Annotated in this window: 16 protein-coding genes and 1 riboswitch; of the genes, 4 read left to right on the forward strand and 12 right to left on the reverse strand. The window is 74.2% G+C overall.

The features are described from left to right. Nucleotides 1–46: 46 nt before the first annotated feature. From BMW27_RS04175 to BMW27_RS04210, 8 genes are all read right to left on the reverse strand, one after another. Nucleotides 47–1,003 carry a VWA domain-containing protein gene (locus BMW27_RS04175; RefSeq protein ID WP_091439475.1) on the reverse strand — a complete coding sequence of 319 codons (957 nt, stop codon included), beginning with the start codon at nt 1,001–1,003 and terminating at the stop codon, nt 47–49. Nucleotides 1,004–1,058: 55 nt separating this feature from the next. Next, on the reverse strand, nt 1,059–2,087 hold the full coding sequence (locus BMW27_RS04180) for a DUF58 domain-containing protein (protein WP_091439476.1): 1,029 nt from the start codon (nt 2,085–2,087) through the stop codon (nt 1,059–1,061). Further along, nucleotides 2,084–3,382, reverse strand: a complete 1,299-nt coding sequence (locus tag BMW27_RS04185; RefSeq protein ID WP_091439477.1) for an AAA family ATPase — start codon at nt 3,380–3,382, stop codon at nt 2,084–2,086. The genes BMW27_RS04180 and BMW27_RS04185 overlap by 4 nt, the downstream gene beginning before the upstream one ends. 337 nt (nt 3,383–3,719) lie before the next feature. Beyond that, entirely contained in the window at nt 3,720–5,072 is a 1,353-nt protein-coding gene (locus tag BMW27_RS04190) for a C40 family peptidase (RefSeq protein ID WP_091439479.1), read from the reverse strand. 217 nt (nt 5,073–5,289) lie between these two features. After that, nucleotides 5,290–6,825 carry an AMP-binding protein gene (locus BMW27_RS04195; protein ID WP_091439480.1) on the reverse strand — a complete coding sequence of 512 codons (1,536 nt, stop codon included), beginning with the start codon at nt 6,823–6,825 and terminating at the stop codon, nt 5,290–5,292. A 95-nt stretch (nt 6,826–6,920) separates the two neighbouring features. After that, a complete protein-coding gene (locus tag BMW27_RS04200; protein WP_091439482.1) occupies nt 6,921–7,343 on the reverse strand; it encodes a DUF1772 domain-containing protein in 423 nt (140 codons plus the stop codon). After that, nucleotides 7,340–7,651 carry a hypothetical protein gene (locus BMW27_RS04205; RefSeq protein ID WP_091439485.1) on the reverse strand — a complete coding sequence of 104 codons (312 nt, stop codon included), beginning with the start codon at nt 7,649–7,651 and terminating at the stop codon, nt 7,340–7,342. Before BMW27_RS04205 ends, BMW27_RS04200 begins: the two co-directional genes overlap by 4 nt. Next, the gene (locus tag BMW27_RS04210; protein WP_091439862.1) at nt 7,648–8,382 is read right to left on the reverse strand and encodes an SIR2 family NAD-dependent protein deacylase; all 735 of its coding nucleotides are present in this window, start codon (nt 8,380–8,382) and stop codon (nt 7,648–7,650) included. The genes BMW27_RS04205 and BMW27_RS04210 overlap by 4 nt, the downstream gene beginning before the upstream one ends. Before the next feature lie 242 nt (nt 8,383–8,624). Here BMW27_RS04210 and BMW27_RS04215 point away from each other — a divergent pair, with 242 nt between their 5' ends. The 4 genes from BMW27_RS04215 (at nt 8,625) to BMW27_RS04230 (ending at nt 13,474) form a co-directional block, all read left to right on the forward strand. Next, nucleotides 8,625–11,471 (forward strand): aconitate hydratase, encoded by a 2,847-nt coding sequence (locus tag BMW27_RS04215; protein WP_091439487.1) that lies wholly within the window; start codon nt 8,625–8,627, stop codon nt 11,469–11,471. Between the two features lie 10 nt (nt 11,472–11,481). After that, entirely contained in the window at nt 11,482–12,243 is a 762-nt protein-coding gene (locus BMW27_RS04220) for an SDR family NAD(P)-dependent oxidoreductase (RefSeq protein WP_091439489.1), read from the forward strand. 119 nt (nt 12,244–12,362) lie between these two features. Beyond that, complete coding sequence (locus tag BMW27_RS04225) at nt 12,363–13,055, forward strand: sirohydrochlorin chelatase (protein WP_245743285.1); 693 nt, start codon at nt 12,363–12,365, stop codon at nt 13,053–13,055. Nucleotides 13,056–13,082: 27 nt separating this feature from the next. Further along, nucleotides 13,083–13,148, forward strand: a riboswitch (guanidine-III (ykkC-III) riboswitch). Between the two features lie 11 nt (nt 13,149–13,159). After that, nucleotides 13,160–13,474 carry a DMT family transporter gene (locus BMW27_RS04230; RefSeq protein ID WP_217638031.1) on the forward strand — a complete coding sequence of 105 codons (315 nt, stop codon included), beginning with the start codon at nt 13,160–13,162 and terminating at the stop codon, nt 13,472–13,474. 165 nt (nt 13,475–13,639) lie between these two features. Here BMW27_RS04230 and BMW27_RS04235 read toward each other — a convergent pair whose 3' ends face one another. The 4 genes from BMW27_RS04235 to BMW27_RS04250 all read right to left on the reverse strand — a co-directional run bounded on the left by BMW27_RS04235 (nt 13,640) and on the right by BMW27_RS04250 (nt 17,126). Beyond that, a complete protein-coding gene (locus BMW27_RS04235; protein WP_091439495.1) occupies nt 13,640–14,104 on the reverse strand; it encodes an SgcJ/EcaC family oxidoreductase in 465 nt (154 codons plus the stop codon). Nucleotides 14,105–14,147: 43 nt separating this feature from the next. Beyond that, nucleotides 14,148–16,046: an ABC transporter ATP-binding protein gene (locus BMW27_RS04240; RefSeq protein ID WP_091439497.1), complete on the reverse strand. Its 1,899-nt coding sequence runs from the start codon at nt 16,044–16,046 to the stop codon at nt 14,148–14,150. Between the two features lie 79 nt (nt 16,047–16,125). After that, a complete protein-coding gene (locus BMW27_RS04245) occupies nt 16,126–16,875 on the reverse strand; it encodes an enoyl-CoA hydratase/isomerase family protein (protein ID WP_245743286.1) in 750 nt (249 codons plus the stop codon). Between the two features lie 23 nt (nt 16,876–16,898). Then, a complete protein-coding gene (locus BMW27_RS04250; protein ID WP_072918430.1) occupies nt 16,899–17,126 on the reverse strand; it encodes a helix-turn-helix domain-containing protein in 228 nt (75 codons plus the stop codon). Nucleotides 17,127–17,268: the final 142 nt, after the last annotated feature.

Below are 17,268 nucleotides of genomic sequence, written 5' to 3' on the forward strand. Positions count from 1 at the left end.
TGCCCCCCGCCCCCCGCGGGCTCGGGCCGGGGCCCTGCAGGGGGGCTCAGAGCAGGCGGTTGGTCCAGAGCAGGCTGAGGACGACGCCGATCAGCGCGAACAGCACGCCGCCGCGGACGAACCAGTAGCTGACGTCGCGCGGCTCGGTCGTGTAGCCGATCTGGCTGCCGAGGTCCTGGTAGACCTGCTCGAGCTCGGCGGCGCTGGCGGCCTCGCTGTAGCTGCCGCCGGTCTGGTCGGCGATCTCCTCCAGCGTGGCGCGGTCCACCGGCACCGGCACCCGCTCGCCGTCGAGGTCCAGGGTGCCGTAGTCGGTGCCGAAGGCGATCGTGGAGACCGGGATGCCGGCGTCGAGCGCGGCGGAGACGGCCTGGGTGTCGGGGCGGCCGACGGTGTTGTAGCCGTCGGACAGCAGCACGATCCGCGCCGGCGGCACCTCCTCGCCGTCGGTGTCCAGCGACGACTGGAAGTTCTCGATCGCGGTCAGCGAGGTGAACACCGCCTCGCCGATCGCGGTGGACTCGGCCAGCTCCAGGTTGTCGATCGCGGTGCTCACCTGCCCGCGGTCGGTCGTCGGGGTGACCACGGTGGTGGCGGTGCCGGCGAAGGACACCAGCCCGAGGTTGATCCGGTCCGGCAGCACGTCGACGAACTCCTTGGCCGCCACCTGCATCGCCTCGAACCGGCTGGGCTCGATGTCGGTCGCCTGCATCGACAGCGACACGTCGACGGCCATGACCACCGTGGCGCGCTCCCGGGGCACCCGCACCTCGGTGCTGGGCACCGCCAGGGACACGACCAGCGCGGCCAGCGCGAGCGCGACCAGCCCGAAGGCCAGGTGCCGCCGCCAGCCGGGCCGCTTGGGCACCAGCGTGCCCAGCAGCGCGACGTTGGTGAACCGGGCGGCGTAGGCCTTGCGGCGCAGCTGCAGCACCACGTACAGCGCCACCAGCGCGACGACGGCCAGCAGACCGAGCAGCCACCAGGGGGCCTGGAAGGTCATCGGGAGGCTCCTCCGCTGCGGGCACGCCGGCGGTCGCGCGGTGTCATCGGGAAGGTCATCGGGACGCGCCTCCGGAGCCCGCCCGTCGCCGGTCCGCGACGAACCTGACGACGTCCATCAGCCAGTCGCGGTCCGTGCGCAGCTGCAGGTGCCCGGCGCCGGCGCGGCGCAGGGCGGCGGCGATGGCCCGCCGCTGGGCCGCGGCCCCCTCCGCGAAGCGGGTCCGGAAGGCGGCGTCGCCGGTGGGCACCTCGAGGGTCTGACCGCTCTCCGGGTCGACGACGGTGAGCAGGCCGACGTCGGGCAGCTCCAACTCCCGCGGGTCGACGACCTCGATGGCCAGCAGCTCGTGCCGGCCCCGCAGGCCCCGCAGCGGGCGCTCCCAGTCGGGGACCGCCGACGCGTCGGAACCCAGGAAGTCCGACACGACGACGACGAGGCCGCGGCGGCGCGGCGGCCGGCGCAGCGACTCCAGCGCGGCGGCGAGGTCGCCGCGGCGTCCACCCTCGGCCCGCGGGGTCGCGACGACGGCGCGCAGCAGCCGGTCGGCGGCCAGCCGGCCGGCCGTGGCCGGGTAGCGGTCGACCCGCTCGCCGGTGGTGACGACGGCGCCGAGCCGGTTGCCGCCGTGCACCGTGAGGTGGCTGACCGCGGCCAGCCCGGCGATCGCCAGGTCGCGCTTGGTGCAGGCGGCGGTGCCGAAGTCCAGGCTGGCGGAGAGGTCGACCACCGCCCAGGTCTCCAGCTCGCGGTCGGCGATCGTCTCGCGGACGTGCGGCACCTGGGTGCGCGCGGTCACCGGCCAGTCCATCCGCCGGACGTCGTCACCGGGGTGGTAGCTCCGCGAGTCGCCGGCCTCGGTGCCCGAGCCCGGGACCAGCCCAAGGTGGTCGCCCTGCAGCAGACCGTCGAGCCGGCGCCGCACGGTGAGCTCCAGCCGCTGCAGCAGGACGTCGGCCGGCCCCTCGCCGAAGCGCGGGGGTGCGCTGTCGCCGGCGCCCGGGTCGATGCCGGAGCCGGGGGTGGGTGCTGGACCGGCCTGTTCCGGGGCCGCGGCGCCGCCGGACCGGCGACGCAGCCTCACGCCGGCGAGGACCCGCGGTCGACGCCGTTGGCGGACACGTCCGGGCGACCCTGCGGCGCCGGGCCCGGCTCACCCGGACCGCCGAACGGTCCGCCGGCCGGCACGGGACCGGGCTGGCCGGGCTGACCCGGAGCGGGCATCCCGGGGACGCCGAAGGGCTGGCCGGGCGGGCCGTACTGCGGGCCGGGCGGGCCGAACTGCGGCGCGCCGAACGGCGGCGCGGTCGGCACCGACGGCCCGCCGGGGCTGCCCGGGCCGAAGCCGCCCGAGCGCTGGCGCGGGGCCACCTGCGGCAGCGGCACGGTCTGCAGGATGCGCTTGACCACGTGGTCGGCGGGCACGCCGTCGGCCAGCGCGTCGTAGGAGAGCACCAGCCGGTGGCGCAGCACGTCGGCGGTGACGTCGAGGACGTCCTGCGGCAGCACGTAGTCGCGGCCGCGGACCAGCGCCAGCGCCCGGCTGGCCGCGATCAGGCCCAGCGAGGCGCGCGGGCTGGCGCCGTAGGACACCCACGAGGCGACGTCGTCCATGCCGTGCTCGCGCGGCGCGCGGGTCGCGACCACGAGCCGGACGACGTAGTCGACCAGCGCGTGGTGCACGAACACCTGGGAGGTGGTGCGCTGCATGCGGATCAGGTCGTCGGGCCCGAGGACGGTCTCGGCCACCGGCGGCGTCGAGCCCATCCGGTAGATGATCTCCCGCTCCTCCTCCGGGCTCGGGTAGTCCACGAGCACCTTCATGAGGAAGCGGTCGCGCTGGGCCTCGGGCAGCGGGTAGACGCCCTCGGACTCGATCGGGTTCTGCGTGGCCAGCACGAGGAACGGGTCCGGCAGCGGGTGGGTGACGCCGCCGATGGACACCTGGCGCTCGGCCATGACCTCCAGCAGCGCCGACTGCACCTTCGCCGGTGCCCGGTTGATCTCGTCGGTCAGCACGAAGTTGGCGAACACCGGGCCGAGCTCGGTGTCGAAGGCGTCCTGCCCGGCCTTGTAGATCCGGGTGCCGATGATGTCGGCCGGCACCAGGTCGGGGGTGAACTGGAGGCGGGCGAAGCGGCCGCCGACGACGGTGGCCAGCGTCTCGACGGCGAGGGTCTTGGCGACGCCGGGGACGCCCTCGAGCAGCACGTGCCCGCGCGCCAGCAGCGAGACGAGCATCCGCTCGACCAGCCGGTCCTGGCCGACGATCACCCGCTTGATCTCGAACAGCACCCGCTCCAGGTGGGCGGCGTCGACCGACGGCGGGACCGGCTGCCCGCCGGACTGCTCGAGCGGGGTGCTGGCGGCGCTGCTCACGGAACTCCCTGATCGTGCCGGTCCACGGCCTCGGCCCCAGGGGGCACCGCGAGGCCGACGACGGACGGCGTGCCCGTCCCCGCCAGTGTCCTACACGTTGCTGGGGAGCAGCTGGGCGCGCACGCGGGCGAGCCGACCGGACACCGAGAGTGGCCGACACCAGCCGTCCGCGCACCGCGTGCGCAGCCCTGCCCCCAGCCTCCGCTGACTGCTAGCCTCGGTCTTGCGTCGGGCAGCTCCCCCCGTGGCTGCCCGACGCCCCATCTCCCGGCCTCTTGCTGGTCCCCGCCGCGCCCCTGCCCTGAGCCCGTGGAGGGTGGGCAGGACGGTGCCCTCCTCAGGCCGTCGGCCGCACCGCGCCGTAGTAGTCGCTGCCGAACCACATCGACGAGATCCGCACGACGTCCCCGCTCTGCGGCGCCTGGACCACCTGACCGCCGCCGATGTAGAGCGCCACGTGGTAGATCGACGTGTGGTCCGCGGTCTCGCCCCAGAACACCATGTCGCCGGGCTGCAGGTCGTCGGCGGCGACGGTCCGGTCGCGGAAGCGCCAGTACTGCTCGCGGCTGGTGCCACCGATCCAGATGCCGGCCTGCGCGTAGGCGTACTCGGTCAGCCCCGAGCAGTCGAAGCCGTAGACCGCCGTGTCCGGCGGGATGCCGTGGGTCGGGCCGTTGCCGTTGCCGCCACCCCAGCTGTAGGGCAGCCCGCGCTGGCTCTTCGCCGCCGCGATGGCCCGGTCCACCACCGACCCCGTGGGCGCGCCGGCCGTGGTGCCGGTGCCGGTCGGCGCCCCAGCGCCGGAGTACGTCGACGAGGACGAGCCGGCCGACGACGAGGAGCTGCTCGACGAGGACCGTGCGGACGAGCCGCTCGACGCGGGCGGAGCCGCCGGCGGGCGGACCTGCGCCGCGCCGGCCGTGGCCGCCGCGGCAGCAGCCGCGGCCGCGGCACCCTGGGCGCCGTGGAGCACCTCCTGGGCCTCCACGAGCTCGGCCTCCAGCACCTCGCGCCGGTCGGCGAGCTCGGCGGCCTGGGCCCGCGCCGAGACCTCCTGCGACTGCGCACTGGCCAGGGACTCCGCCGCCGCGGCCTCGGCCTGACCGGCCGCCTGCACCGCGACCTGCGCGGCCTCCTCGGCAGCAGCGGCCTCCTGCTCCAGGACGGTCAGCTCGGCGACGACGTCGGCCCGGTGACCGCCCGCGGCCTCCAGCAGCGCGACCCGCTCCACCAGCTGCGCGGGCCCCGCGGCGGTGACCAGCGCGGCCGCCCCCGGGCTCGTGCTGCCCTGCATGTAGCTCGACCGCGCGAAGGCGACCACCTGGTCACGGCCGCGGCCCAGCTCGGCGGCGGCCCGCTCGGCGGCCGCGGCGGCGACATCGGCGGTGGCCCGCGCCTCCTCCTGGGCGGCACGGCGCACCTCGTACTCCTGCAGGGCGATCTGCGCGCCCCGGCGGGCGGCGTCCACCCGCTCCTGGGCCTGCGCCAGCTGGGCGCCGATCTCACCGACGCGGGCGGCCGCGGCATCGCGCCCGGCCTGGGCCGCGGCCACCTGCTCGTCGCCGGGAGCGGCCACGGCCGCCCCGGGCACCAGGCCGGCCAGGACCAGGGCGGTGACTGCCGTCCCGGCTCCGCGCACCAGCCACCCGCAGCGCCTCGGATGGCTCTCCCGCTCGTCCGTCCTGCCCACGTCCGACCTTCCTCACGACCTCGTCGACCGGCGCCCGGAGGCGCACTCCGGTGCCGGAACGACAAGATCAGGGAAGGTGTTGAGCGGGCACTCCCCCCGTGGGGGGAGGCCACCGCCGGAAATGGGGTGTCAGGTGCGGGCCCCGTCCCGGGTCCCGGCCTGCGACGGGTCGGCAGGACGCGGTCCTCCTACCAGCGGTGGGGCACGGGGGTCCCCCTCAGTTGACCTGGCGGTCGGCGTCCGACCAGAAGGCCTCGCGCAGCTTGAACTTCTGGATCTTGCCGGTGGCGGTGCGGGCGAGCTCGTCGCGGAACTCCACGCGCTTGGGGATCTTGTACCCGGCGATCCGGCCCCGGCAGTGGGCGACGATCTCCTCGGCGGTGACCTGCCGGCCCTCGGCGACGACCACCACGGCGGTCACCATCTCACCCCACTTCTCGTCCGGGACGCCGATGACCGCCACCTCCGCGACCGCCGGGTGGCTGAAGACGACGTCCTCGACCTCGATCGACGAGACGTTCTCCCCGCCGGTGATGATCACGTCCTTCTTGCGGTCGGAGATGGTGAGGTAGCCGCCGTCGTCGATGCTGCCGCCGTCCCCGGTGTGGAACCAGCCGCCCTCGAGGGCCTCGCCCGTGGCATCCGGGTTGTCCCAGTAGCCGGCCAGCACCGTGTTGCTCTGCACCAGCACCTCGCCGGACTCGCTGGTCCTCATCCGGGTGCCGAGCGCCGGGACGCCGGCGCGGGACAGCTTCCTGGCCCGTTCCTCCGGCTCGAGGGCGTCGTACTCCTCACGCGGCCGGTTGACGGTGACCAGCGGGGCGGTCTCGGTGAGGCCGTAGATCTGGTTGAACTCCCAGCCCAGCTCCTCCTCGATGCGGGCGATGGTCCGCGACGGCGGCGGCGCGCCGGCGACCACGATGCGCACCCGGTCGCGTCCGGGGATCTCCCCCTCCCAGGAGGCCGCGGCGTCGAGGACGGCGCTCCACACCGCGGGCGCCCCGCACATCAACGTCACGCCGTGCTGCTCCACGCGGCGCAGGATCTCCGCGCCCTCCACCTTGCGCAGGGCCACCTGGCGGGCGCCGAGGCCGGCCAGGGCGTAGGGCATGCCCCAGCCGTTGCAGTGGAACAGGGGCAGCGTGTGCAGGTAGACGTCCCGGTCGCTGACCTGCATGTGCATGCCGAAGGTGACCGCGTTGACCCACTCGTTGCGGTGGGTCATCTGCACGCCCTTGGGCCGCGCCGTCGTGCCGCTCGTGTAGTTGACCGTGGCGGTCGCGTCCTCGTCGGGCTCCGACCACGGCCGTGGCTCGACGTCGAACCGCAGCAGCTGCTCGTACTCCTCGCCGATGGTGAACCGGTGCTCGGCCTCGATGGGCTTGAGCGACGACTCCAGCTCCGGGTCGACGAAGAGGACACGAGCCCCGGAGTGGCCGACGATGTAGCCGACCTCCTCCTGGGAGAGCCTGAAGTTGATCGGCACGAGGATCCGGCCCGACGACGGGACGCCGAGCAGCAGCTCGATGAGCCGCCCGGCGTTGTGACTGACGACCGCCACCCGGTCGCCCTCGCCGATGCCCAGCCCGTCGAGGGCGGCCTGCATGGCGCGGGCGCGGCGGGCGACCTCGCGGTAGGTGACGTCGCCCAGCGACGGCGCGGGCTGGTTCGGCTCGTCCACGATGCCGACCCGGTCGCCGTAGACCAGCTCGGCGCGGTCGAGGAAGTCTCGGGTGGTCAAGGGCACGCGCATGCGGAGCTCCCGGGTCCTCGGGCCGACCAGCCGGCCGGCCGCTCGACGTGGTGCCCGTCACGCTAGCGGCCGATCCCGGTCCGGTGCGTCCCGGCTCAGCCCAGCAGCGCCCAGAGTGCAGCGCCGGTCCCCGCCGTCGCGGCGACCGCCCGCACGGTGTCGACCCGCAGCAGCCCCCGGTGCGCCGCGTCGTCCCAGGCCGCCCCCAGCCGGCGGTGCAGCGGGACGGCGCCCAGCGCGGTGGCCGCCAGGACGACGGCCAGGCACGCGGCGCCCAGGAGGACCGGCGGCAGCGGCGTCCCCCCGGGCCGGGCGGCGAGCAGCCACAGCGTCGTGACGCCCTGGCCGGCGAACAGCGGCCCCACGACCGGGGTGATCCGCTGCTGGTGGCGGCGCTCGTAGGCCGGGAAGGCCGCCGGCGGGACGAGCGCGAACTGCGGGTAGACCAGCGCCCGCACCGTCCACTGGAAGCCGGCGTAGGCCGCGGTCAGCGCCAGGTGGACGGCCAGCAGCGTCACCCCTTCGGCCGCTTGCCGCGCCAGGCCAGGCTCTGCGCGTCCAGCTCGCGCAGCAGCGGGTCCCCCTCGGCCAGCACCCGCTCGGCGAGCGCCACGGCGGCGGCCAGCTGGTCGTCGTCGAGCTGCCCGGAGGCCGGCGAGCGGCGGCGGTCCAGGACGTCGTACCAGCGCCCGCCGACGGCGTGGTCGAGCAGGATCCGCCCGAAGCAGTGGTCGGCGGTGACCACCCACCGGCCGGCCCGCGCCCGCCGGGGCAGCTCGTCGTCCACCAGCTGCCGGTAGCGGGCGTAGAGCTCGTCCCGCGTCACGGCGCCAGCAGCCGGGGCAGCGACGTCCCGATCGGCTCGCGCACGACCAGGTCGGCGACGACGTCGTAGGGGGTCGGCTCGGCGTTGACGACCACGACCCGCGCGCCGGACTGCTGGGCAAGGTCGGTCAGCCCGGCCGCCGGGTGCACGGTCAGCGAGGTGCCGACGGCGAGGAAGACGTCGCAGTCGGTCGCCGCCTCCGCGGCGGCCTCGACGACCGCCGGGTCGAGCGCCTGGCCGAAGCTGACCGTCGCGGACTTGAGGATGCCGCCGCAGACCCGGCAGGCCGGGTCCGGTTCACCGGCGTCGACGCGGGCGAGCGCCTCGGCCATCGTCGTCCGGTCCCCGCAGGCCAGGCACTCGACGGCGTGCACCGTGCCGTGCAGCTCGAGCACCAGCTCCGGCGAGGACCCGGCCGCCTGGTGCAGCCCGTCGACGTTCTGGGTGAGCAGGGCCCGCAGCCGGCCCTGCCGCTCCAGGTCGACCAGCGCCCGGTGGCCGGCGTTGGGGCGGGCGTCGGGCGCGGTGTCGCGGCGCATCAGCCAGGCCCGGCGGCGGATGTCGGGGTCGGCCACGTAGTAGGACAGCGTCACGAGCTTCTCGGCGTCCGGGTCGCGGGTCCACACGCCGTTGGGCCCGCGGTAGTCGGGGATGCCGCTGTCGGTGGAGATGCCCGCGCCGGTGAGCACGGTCACCCGCCGGGCGTCGGCCAGCCAGCCGGGGTGCGTCACGTCGTCCACCGTAGGAGCCCTCGCCCGACGACCAGCCGGGACCGGCGTTGCGGCTGCTGGCTCACGACCGGTGGTGAGCCAGGAGCCGTTCCGACCAGCCCACCTGGTCACCGGGAGGCGACCGCGGGGCCCCTCGGAGCCAGGGAAGGGTCGCCTCACCTCTGCAGGATGGCGGGCTCCTGGGATGATGCGGGGTGGCAAGCAGCAGCGCGACGGACCAGCTGAGGGGTAGGCGCAGAGAAGTGGTAGCCAGCAAGGACAGCTTCGGAGCGCGGGCGACGCTGAGCGTCGACGGCACCGACTACGACATCTACCGGCTCGACGCGGTGGAGGGCTCCGAGAAGCTGCCCTTCAGCCTCAAGGTGCTCTTGGAGAACCTGCTGCGCACCGAGGACGGCGCGGACATCACCGCCGACCACGTCCGCGCGCTGGCGAACTGGGACCCGAACGCCGAGCCCGACCAGGAGATCCAGTTCACCCCGGCCCGGGTGGTCATGCAGGACTTCACCGGCGTCCCCTGCATCGTCGACCTGGCCACCATGCGCGAGGCCATGGCCGAGATCGGCGGCGACCCGCAGAAGATCAACCCGCTGGCCCCGGCCGAGCTCGTCATCGACCACTCCGTCATCGCCGACGTCTTCGGCACGCCGGAGTCCTTCGAGCGCAACGTCGAGATCGAGTACCAGCGCAACGGCGAGCGCTACCAGTTCCTCCGCTGGGGCCAGGGCGCCTTCAGCGACTTCAAGGTCGTTCCGCCGGGCACCGGGATCGTCCACCAGGTCAACATCGAGCACCTGGCCCGCGTGGTCTTCCCGCGCCAGGAGGGGGACCGGGTCGTCGCCTACCCCGACACCTGCGTGGGCACCGACTCGCACACCACGATGGTCAACGGCCTGGGCGTGCTGGGCTGGGGCGTCGGTGGCATCGAAGCCGAGGCCGCGATGCTCGGCCAGCCCGTCTCGATGCTCATCCCCCGCGTCGTCGGCTTCAAGCTGACCGGCGAGCTGCCCGACGGCGCCACCGCCACCGACCTGGTCCTCACGATCACGGAGATGCTGCGCCAGCACGGCGTGGTCGGGAAGTTCGTCGAGTTCTACGGCGCCGGTGTCTCCGCCGTCCCGCTGGCCAACCGCGCCACGATCGGCAACATGAGCCCGGAGTTCGGCTCCACCGCGGCGATGTTCCCCATCGACGAGGAGACCATCACCTACCTGCGGCTGACCGGCCGCTCCGAGGAGCAGGTCAAGCTGGTCGAGGCCTACGCCAAGGAGCAGGGCCTCTGGCACGACCCGTCGCGCGAGCCGGCGTTCTCCGAGTACCTCGAGCTCGACCTCGCCACCGTCGTCCCGAGCATCGCGGGCCCGAAGCGCCCGCAGGACCGGGTCGCGATCACCGACGCCAAGGCCGCCTTCCGCGCGGCGCTGGCCGACTACGTCCAAGCCGACCAGACCGGTGGCGAGGACCGCAAGCCCGGCGTCCCTGCACAGGAGAAGCCGTTCGGCGTCGAGTCGTCGGTCGACGAGGCGTCGGCGGAGTCCTTCCCGGCCTCGGACCCGGCCGCCCCGTCCGAGCACGGCAACGGGGCCGAGGGGCAGCCGCACCACTACGACCACGCCCCCGTGGCCGAGCGCCCCTCCAAGCGGACGAAGGTCGTCATGGAGGACGGCACGGAGACCGAGGTCGACCACGGCCACGTGGTGATCGCCGCGATCACCTCCTGCACAAACACCTCGAACCCGCAGGTGATGATCGGCGCGGCCCTGCTGGCCAAGAACGCCGTCGAGCGCGGCCTGACCAGCAAGCCGTGGGTCAAGACGACCCTGGCCCCCGGGTCCAAGGTCGTCATGGACTACTACGAGAAGGCCGAGCTCACCCCGTACCTGGAGAAGCTCGGCTTCTACCTGGTCGGCTACGGCTGCACCACCTGCATCGGCAACTCAGGCCCGCTCCCCGAGCCGGTCAGCCAGGCGGTCAACGAGGCCGACCTCGCCGTCGTCTCAGTGCTCTCGGGCAACCGCAACTTCGAGGGCCGGATCAACCCCGACGTCAAGATGAACTACCTCGCCAGCCCGCCGCTGGTGATCGCCTACGCGCTGGCCGGGTCGATGGACGTCGACCTGAACAACGACCCGCTGGGTCAGGACCAGGACGGCAACGACGTCTTCCTGCACGACATCTGGCCGTCGCCCCAGGAGGTGCAGCGGGTCATCGACCACGCCGTCTCCGCTGAGATGTTCAGCAAGGACTACGCCGACGTGTTCGCCGGCACCGAGCAGTGGCAGAACCTGCCCACGCCGACCGGTGACACCTTCGAGTGGGCCCCGGAGAGCACCTACGTCCGGCGTCCTCCGTACTTCGAGGGCATGCCGGCCGAGCCGGCTCCGGTGCAGGACATCACCGGCGCCCGCACCCTGGCGGTGCTCGGTGACTCGGTGACCACCGACCACATCTCGCCGGCCGGTTCGATCAAGGCCGACAGCCCGGCCGGTCAGTACCTGCGCGAGCACGGCGTGGACCGTCGCGACTTCAACTCCTACGGCTCCCGGCGCGGGAACCACGAGGTGATGATCCGCGGCACCTTCGCCAACATCCGGCTGCGCAACCAGCTGGTGCCCGGCACCGAGGGTGGGGTCACCAAGAACCACCTCACCGGCGAGACGACGTCCATCTACGAGGCATCCCAGGCCTACCAGGAGGCCGGCATCCCGCTGGTCGTGCTGGCCGGCAAGGAGTACGGCTCGGGTTCGTCGCGCGACTGGGCGGCCAAGGGGACGGCGCTGCTGGGCGTCAAGGCGGTCATCGCCGAGAGCTACGAGCGCATCCACCGCTCGAACCTGATCGGCATGGGCGTGCTGCCGCTGCAGTTCCCCGAGGGTCAGAACCGCGAGTCGCTCGGCCTGACCGGCGACGAGGAGTTCACGATCACCGGGATCACCGCGCTCAACGACGGCGAGACGCCGCGCACCGTCAAGGTCGAGGCGGGCGACGTGGAGTTCGAGGCTCGCGTCCGGATCGACACCCCCGGCGAGGCGAACTACTACCGCAACGGCGGGATCATGCAGTACGTGCTGCGCTCGCTGCGCGGCTGACGCACACCGCATGGACCTGGGCCTGGGCGGCCGCGGATACCTGGTCACCGGCGCGAGCCGGGGGCTGGGGTTCGCGGCGGCCCAGGCCCTCGTCGCCGACGGCGCGCGGGTGCTGGTGAACTCGCGCTCGACGGGGGCCGTGGACGCCGCCGTCGCCGCCCTGGGCGGGGCGCCGGCGGCGTCCGGCCTCGCCGCCGACCTCACCGACCCCGACGCCGCGGAGCGCCTCGTAGCGGCCGCCCTCGACCGCCTCGGCCGGGTCAACGGCGCGCTGCTCAGCGTCGGCGGCCCGGAGCCGGGCACCGTGCTGGACACCGCCGAGGACGCCTGGCGGGACGGCGTGGAGAGCGTGCTGCTCGGCCCGCTCCGGCTGGTGCGGGCGCTGGTCCCCCACCTCGCCGAGGGTGCGGCGATCGGCTTCGTGCTCTCCACCTCCGCCCGCTCCCCGCTGCCCGGCCTGGCCGTATCCAACGGCCTGCGCCCCGGCCTGGCGATGACCGCCAAGCAGCTGGCCGACGAGCTGGCCCCCCGCGGGATCCGGGTGGTCGGGCTGCTGCCTGGCACCTTCGCCACCGAGCTGGTCGTCGGGCTCGAGGACGCCTCCGGCGACCCGGCGCGCGCCCGCTCCCGGGCCGAGGCCGGCATCCCGCTGGGCCGGGTCGGCGAACCCGCCGAGTTCGGCCGGGTGGCCGCCTTCCTGCTCTCCCCCGCCGCCTCCTACGTCACCGGTACCAGCGTCGCCGTCGACGGTGGCCGGCTGAGGACGCCGTGACAGAGGACCCGCTCGTCCCCCGAGGAGGACCCCCCTGCCCCCCGCCGCTCGCGAGCTCGCGGCGGGACCCTGCAGGCGGGCCGGTCGACGCCCAGGGTGGGCCCCTGGAAGGGGGCCCCGTGCTGGTCGCCTGCGCGCACGGCACCCGCAACCCCACCGGTCGGCGGCTGATCGCCCAACTGGCCCTCGCCGCGCGTGACCTGCGCCCCGGCCTGGTCACCACCGCCGCCTTCGTCGACGTGCAGCCGCCCACGGTGGCCGACGTCGTCGCGGGCCTGGCCGACGGCGGGCGTCCCTCGGTCGTGGTCCCGCTGCTGCTCTCCGGCGGCTACCACGTGCACGTGGACATCGCCCGGGCCGTGCGCGACCACGACGTGGCCCGCGCCGCCCGTCCGTTGGGCCCCGACCCCCGGCTGGTCGCCGTCCTGCACGACCGGCTGCTCGCCGCCGGCGCCGACCCGAACGACCCGGCCACGGCCGTGGTGCTCGCCGCCGCGGGGTCCAGCGACCCGCGGTCGGTCGCCGACGTCGACGCGACGGCGGCCGCGCTGCAGGAGCGCTGGACCGGCCCGGTGAGCACCGGCTACGGCTCGGCCGCGCAGCCGCCGGTGCCCGAGGCGGTCTCGGCGGCCCGCGCCACCGGCGCCCGGCGGGTCGTGCTCGCCGCCTACCTGCTGGCACCGGGCCACTTCCACGACAAGCTCGGCGGGGCCGGCGCGGACACGGTCACCGCTCCGCTGCTGCCCGACGACCGCATCGCCGCCGTCCTGCTCGACCGCTACGACGCCGTGGTCTCCGCCTGGTCCACCTGACAACCGGCGCAACGGCTGGGATCATGGAGTCGGGCCGCCTCTCGGCCCCCGGACGAGCGGTGCCGTACCCGGACAGCGACAAGACGGCGCCTGTGGAGGCCGTCGTGTCCTGGCTCGTGCTCGTCCTGTCCGGTGTGCTGGAGGCCGTGTGGGCCACCGCGCTGGGCCGTTCCGAGGGATTCAGCCGCCTCGCCCCGTCCGTGGTCTTCGGCGTGGCTCTGGTCCTGAGCATGGTGGGGCTGGCCTACGCGATGCGCGAGCTGCCCGTCGGAACGGCGTACGCGGTGTGGGTCGGGATCGGCGCGGTCCTGACCGTCGTGATCGCCATGGTGACGGGCGAGGAGGCCGTGTCCCCGGTGAAGCTGCTGTTGCTCGCCGGGATCGTCGGCTGCGTCGTGGGGCTGAAGGTCTTGCACTGAACGAGGACCCCCTCCCCCCACGGCGCGCAGGCTCGGGGCGGCGCCCTGGACGGGGCCGGCGGGCCCGTTCGGGGTGGCCGTTCCGGGCCCGCACCGGCTACCTGCAGGCGGGCCCCTCGGCGCCGCTTCCTACAGTCGCTGTACCGAGGACGACGGACCCGCAGGTCACTGCGGTGCGAGTAGCCCCCGCAGCTCCTGGGTCAGCGCCTCGCGGGCCTCGGGGTGCTGGTGCCAGGCCGCGGGAGTGGCCTGGAGGAGGGAAATCCGCCAGCGTCCGGCTCCCTCGTCGACCGCGATCAGCGTGTGGACCGTGTGGTAGCGCGGGTGGATGTCGTTGTCCCCGGGCGGGATCATCCCGGCGTGGGCCAGCAGCACCGCGACGCCCGGCGCCACCGGCCGCACGGACCGGATCACCGCGATGTAGGTGGCCGTCTGGTGACCGGAGAAGATCTGCCGGAAGTCGGCGGCGATGGCCAGCCGCCCGTGGTGGTGCGTGCCGTCGTACCCGATGATGTCCCCGTCGTCGGCGAAGGCGGCTGCGACCGCGGCGCCGCTGCGCCGGTTCCACCCGTCGAGGAACTGGGCGTAGAGCGCACGGATCTGGGCGTCGTACGGGTGCGCGGACGTCACGCTGGCTCCTCCTGCGTTGCTGGGACAGGAGGAACGGTAGTGGTCACGCCGCGCCGACCGTCCGCCCCTCGCCGACCGCGAACTGCGTGCGGTAGAGGTCGGCGTACCGGCCGCCGAGCGCCAGCAACTCCTCGTGCGTGCCCGACTCCACGATGCGACCGCCGTCGACCACGAGGATCTGGTCGGCGCTGCGGATCGTGGACAGCCGGTGCGCGATGACCAGCGACGTCCGGCCGCTCAGCGCGGTGTCCAGCGCGTGCTGCACCGCCACCTCGGACTCGCTGTCCAGGTGCGCGGTGGCCTCGTCGAGGATCACGATGCTCGGTGCCTTGAGCAGCACGCGGGCGATCGCCAGCCGCTGCTTCTCCCCGCCGGACATCCGGTAGCCGCGGTCGCCAACCACGGTGTCCAGACCGTCGGGCAGCGACCGGACCAGCCCGGCGATCCGGGCGCCGGAGAGCGCCTCCCACAGCTCGTCCTCGGTGGCCTCGGGCCGGGCGTAGACCAGGTTGGCGCGGATGGTGTCGTGGAACAGGTGCGCGTCCTGGCTGACCACACCGATGGTGTCGCGCAGCGAGGCCAGGGTGACGCGCCGGACGTCGACCCCGCCGACGCGCACCGTGCCGCCGGTCGCGTCGTACAGCCGCGGTACCAGGTTGGCGATCGTCGACTTGCCGGCGCCGGAGTGGCCGACCAGCGCGACCAGCTGGCCCGGCTCGACGCGGAAGGAGACGTCGTGCAGCACCGCCGTGGGCCCGCCGTGCTCCGGCAGCGAGACGTCCTCCAGTGACGGCAACGAGACGTCGGCAGTCGACGGGTAGCTGAAGGAGACCGAGTCGAACTCGATCGACCGGTCGCCGGCGGGAACCGGGACGGCGTCGGGCGCCTCCTGGATCATCGGCCGCAGGTCGAGCACCTCGAAGACCCGGTCGAAGCTCACCATCGCGCTCATGACGTCGACCCGGACGTTGGCCAGCGCGGTCAGCGGGCCGTACAGCCGGGAGAGCAGCAGCGCCAGCGCCACGACGTCGCCCGGGCTCAGCGAGCCGGTGAAGGCCAGCCATCCGCCGAGGCCGTAGACCAGCGCGGTGGCCAGCGCCGCGACGAGGGTCAGTGCGGTGAAGAAGGTGCGCCCGTACATGGCCGACAGGACGCCGATGTCGCGCACCCGCGCCGCGCGCCCGCGGAAGCCGTCGGCCTCGGCCTCGGGCCGGCCGAACAGCTTGACCAGCAGTGCGCCGGCCACGTTGAACCGCTCGGTCATCGTGGCGTTCATCGAGGCGTTGAGCCCGTAGGACTCCCGGGTGATCTCCTGCAGCCGCCGGCCGATCCGCCGGGCGGGCAGCACGAACACCGGCACGAGCACCAGCGACAGCGCGGTGATCTGCCAGGACAACGTGAACATCACCCCGGCCGTGAGCACCAGGCCGATGACGTTGGACAGCACCCCGGACAGCGTCGAGGTGAAGGCCTGCTGGGCGCCGATGACGTCGTTGTTCAGCCGGCTGACCAGCGCGCCGGTCTGGGTGCGGGTGAAGAAGGCGACCGGCATCCGCTGCACGTGCTCGAACACCCGGCTGCGCAGGTCGTAGATGACGCCCTCGCCGATCCGGGCGGAGAACCAGCGGGTGGCCAGCGAGATGCCGGCGTCGACCACCGCCAGCGCCGCGATGAACAGCGCGATGCGGACGATGTCGGCCGCCGTCCCCTCCAGGCCGGCGATCCGGTTGACGATCTGGCCGGCCAGCAGCGGGGTGAGCACGCCGATGACCGACGAGCCGACGACGAGGAGGAGGAACCAAGTCAGGTCGCGCCGGTAGGGCCGGGCGATGCCGAGGATGCGCCGGACCGTGCCCTTGGGCAGCCGACGCGAGGTGACCGACGGGTCACGGCGGAAGGACCGCATCGCCGCCATGGAGGACATGGGACCGCTCACGTCCATGCCACCTCCTCTCCCGACCGGCCAACACCCCTGCCGGGCGGGCTGTTCCGGAGACAGCCTGGCAGTTCCCTCCGACGGTTCAGCTCCCGCCGACCAGCTCGGCCAGCCGGCGGACCTGCGCGGCCCGCTCGGCGGCGTCCTGGCTGTCCGGGTCGTTGCGGACGGCGGAGCGGACCAGCGCCGCGGTCTCCCGGCTGGCCCCCGCCGGCGCCGCGGTGATCGCGGTGACCAGGGCGCCCACCGCCTCCTCGAGCCCGGCCGCGGGGACGACGGCGTTGGCCAGCCCGATCGCCTCGGCCTCGGCCGCGCCGACCGGGCGCCCGGTGAGGCACAGCTCCATCGCCCGGGAGTACCCCACGAGCTCCACCAGCGTGCTGGTGCCGGTGAGGTCGGGCACCAGCCCCAGCGTCGTCTCCGGCAGCCGCAGGTCGGCGTCCTCGGTGAGCACCCGCAGGTCGCAGGCGAGCGCCAGCTGCGCGCCGGCGCCGATGGCGTGCCCCTGCACCGCGGCGATCGAGACGACCCCCGGCGAGCGCAGCCACCGGAAGCCCGCCTGGTAGCGGCGGATGCGCTGCTGGGCCTCCCCGGCGGGCAGCCGGCCGAGCTCCCCCAGCCCCCCGGCGGTGCCCGGGTCGGCGCTGAACAGGCTGCGGTCGAGCCCCGCGGAGAACGAGCGCCCGGCGCCGCGGACGACGACCACCCGCACGTCGTCGTCGAGCGAGCTGCCGACGGCTGCCAGGGCCTCCCAGGTGGCGGGGGTCTGCGCGTTGAGCCGGTCGGGCCGGTCGAGGGTGACGGTGAGGACGGCGCCGTCGCGCGCCGTCCTCACCCACCCGTCGTGGTCGGGCCCGCTCAACTCTTCCTGCTGTTCCGGTTGGCTCCTCCGCGACTGCGGAGGCTCGCGCCGGACTCCGACAGGAGCCGGTGCACGAAGCCGTACGACCGGTTGGTCGACGACGCCAGCGAGCGGATGCTCTCGCCGCCGTCGTAGCGCTTGCGCAACTCGTCGGCCAGCGACGTGCGGTCGCCTCCGGTGATGCGCTTGCCCTTGCCGAGATCCGCGGTGCTCGAGTCGGCCATGACTCCCCTCCGTCAGCAACCGGTCGCGGACCCGTGGCCCGCCGAGGCTGCTCGTCCCGTCGGCGCCGGGCCCCGCTGACCTCGGCGTCCCACGTCCTCATGATCACCCGGACGGGCGATACCGGCCACGCGAAGGAGGAGA

Origin of the sequence: Geodermatophilus poikilotrophus (assembly GCF_900111455.1) — a bacterium.
GTDB classification, from domain to species: Bacteria; Actinomycetota; Actinomycetes; order Mycobacteriales; family Geodermatophilaceae; genus Geodermatophilus; species Geodermatophilus poikilotrophus.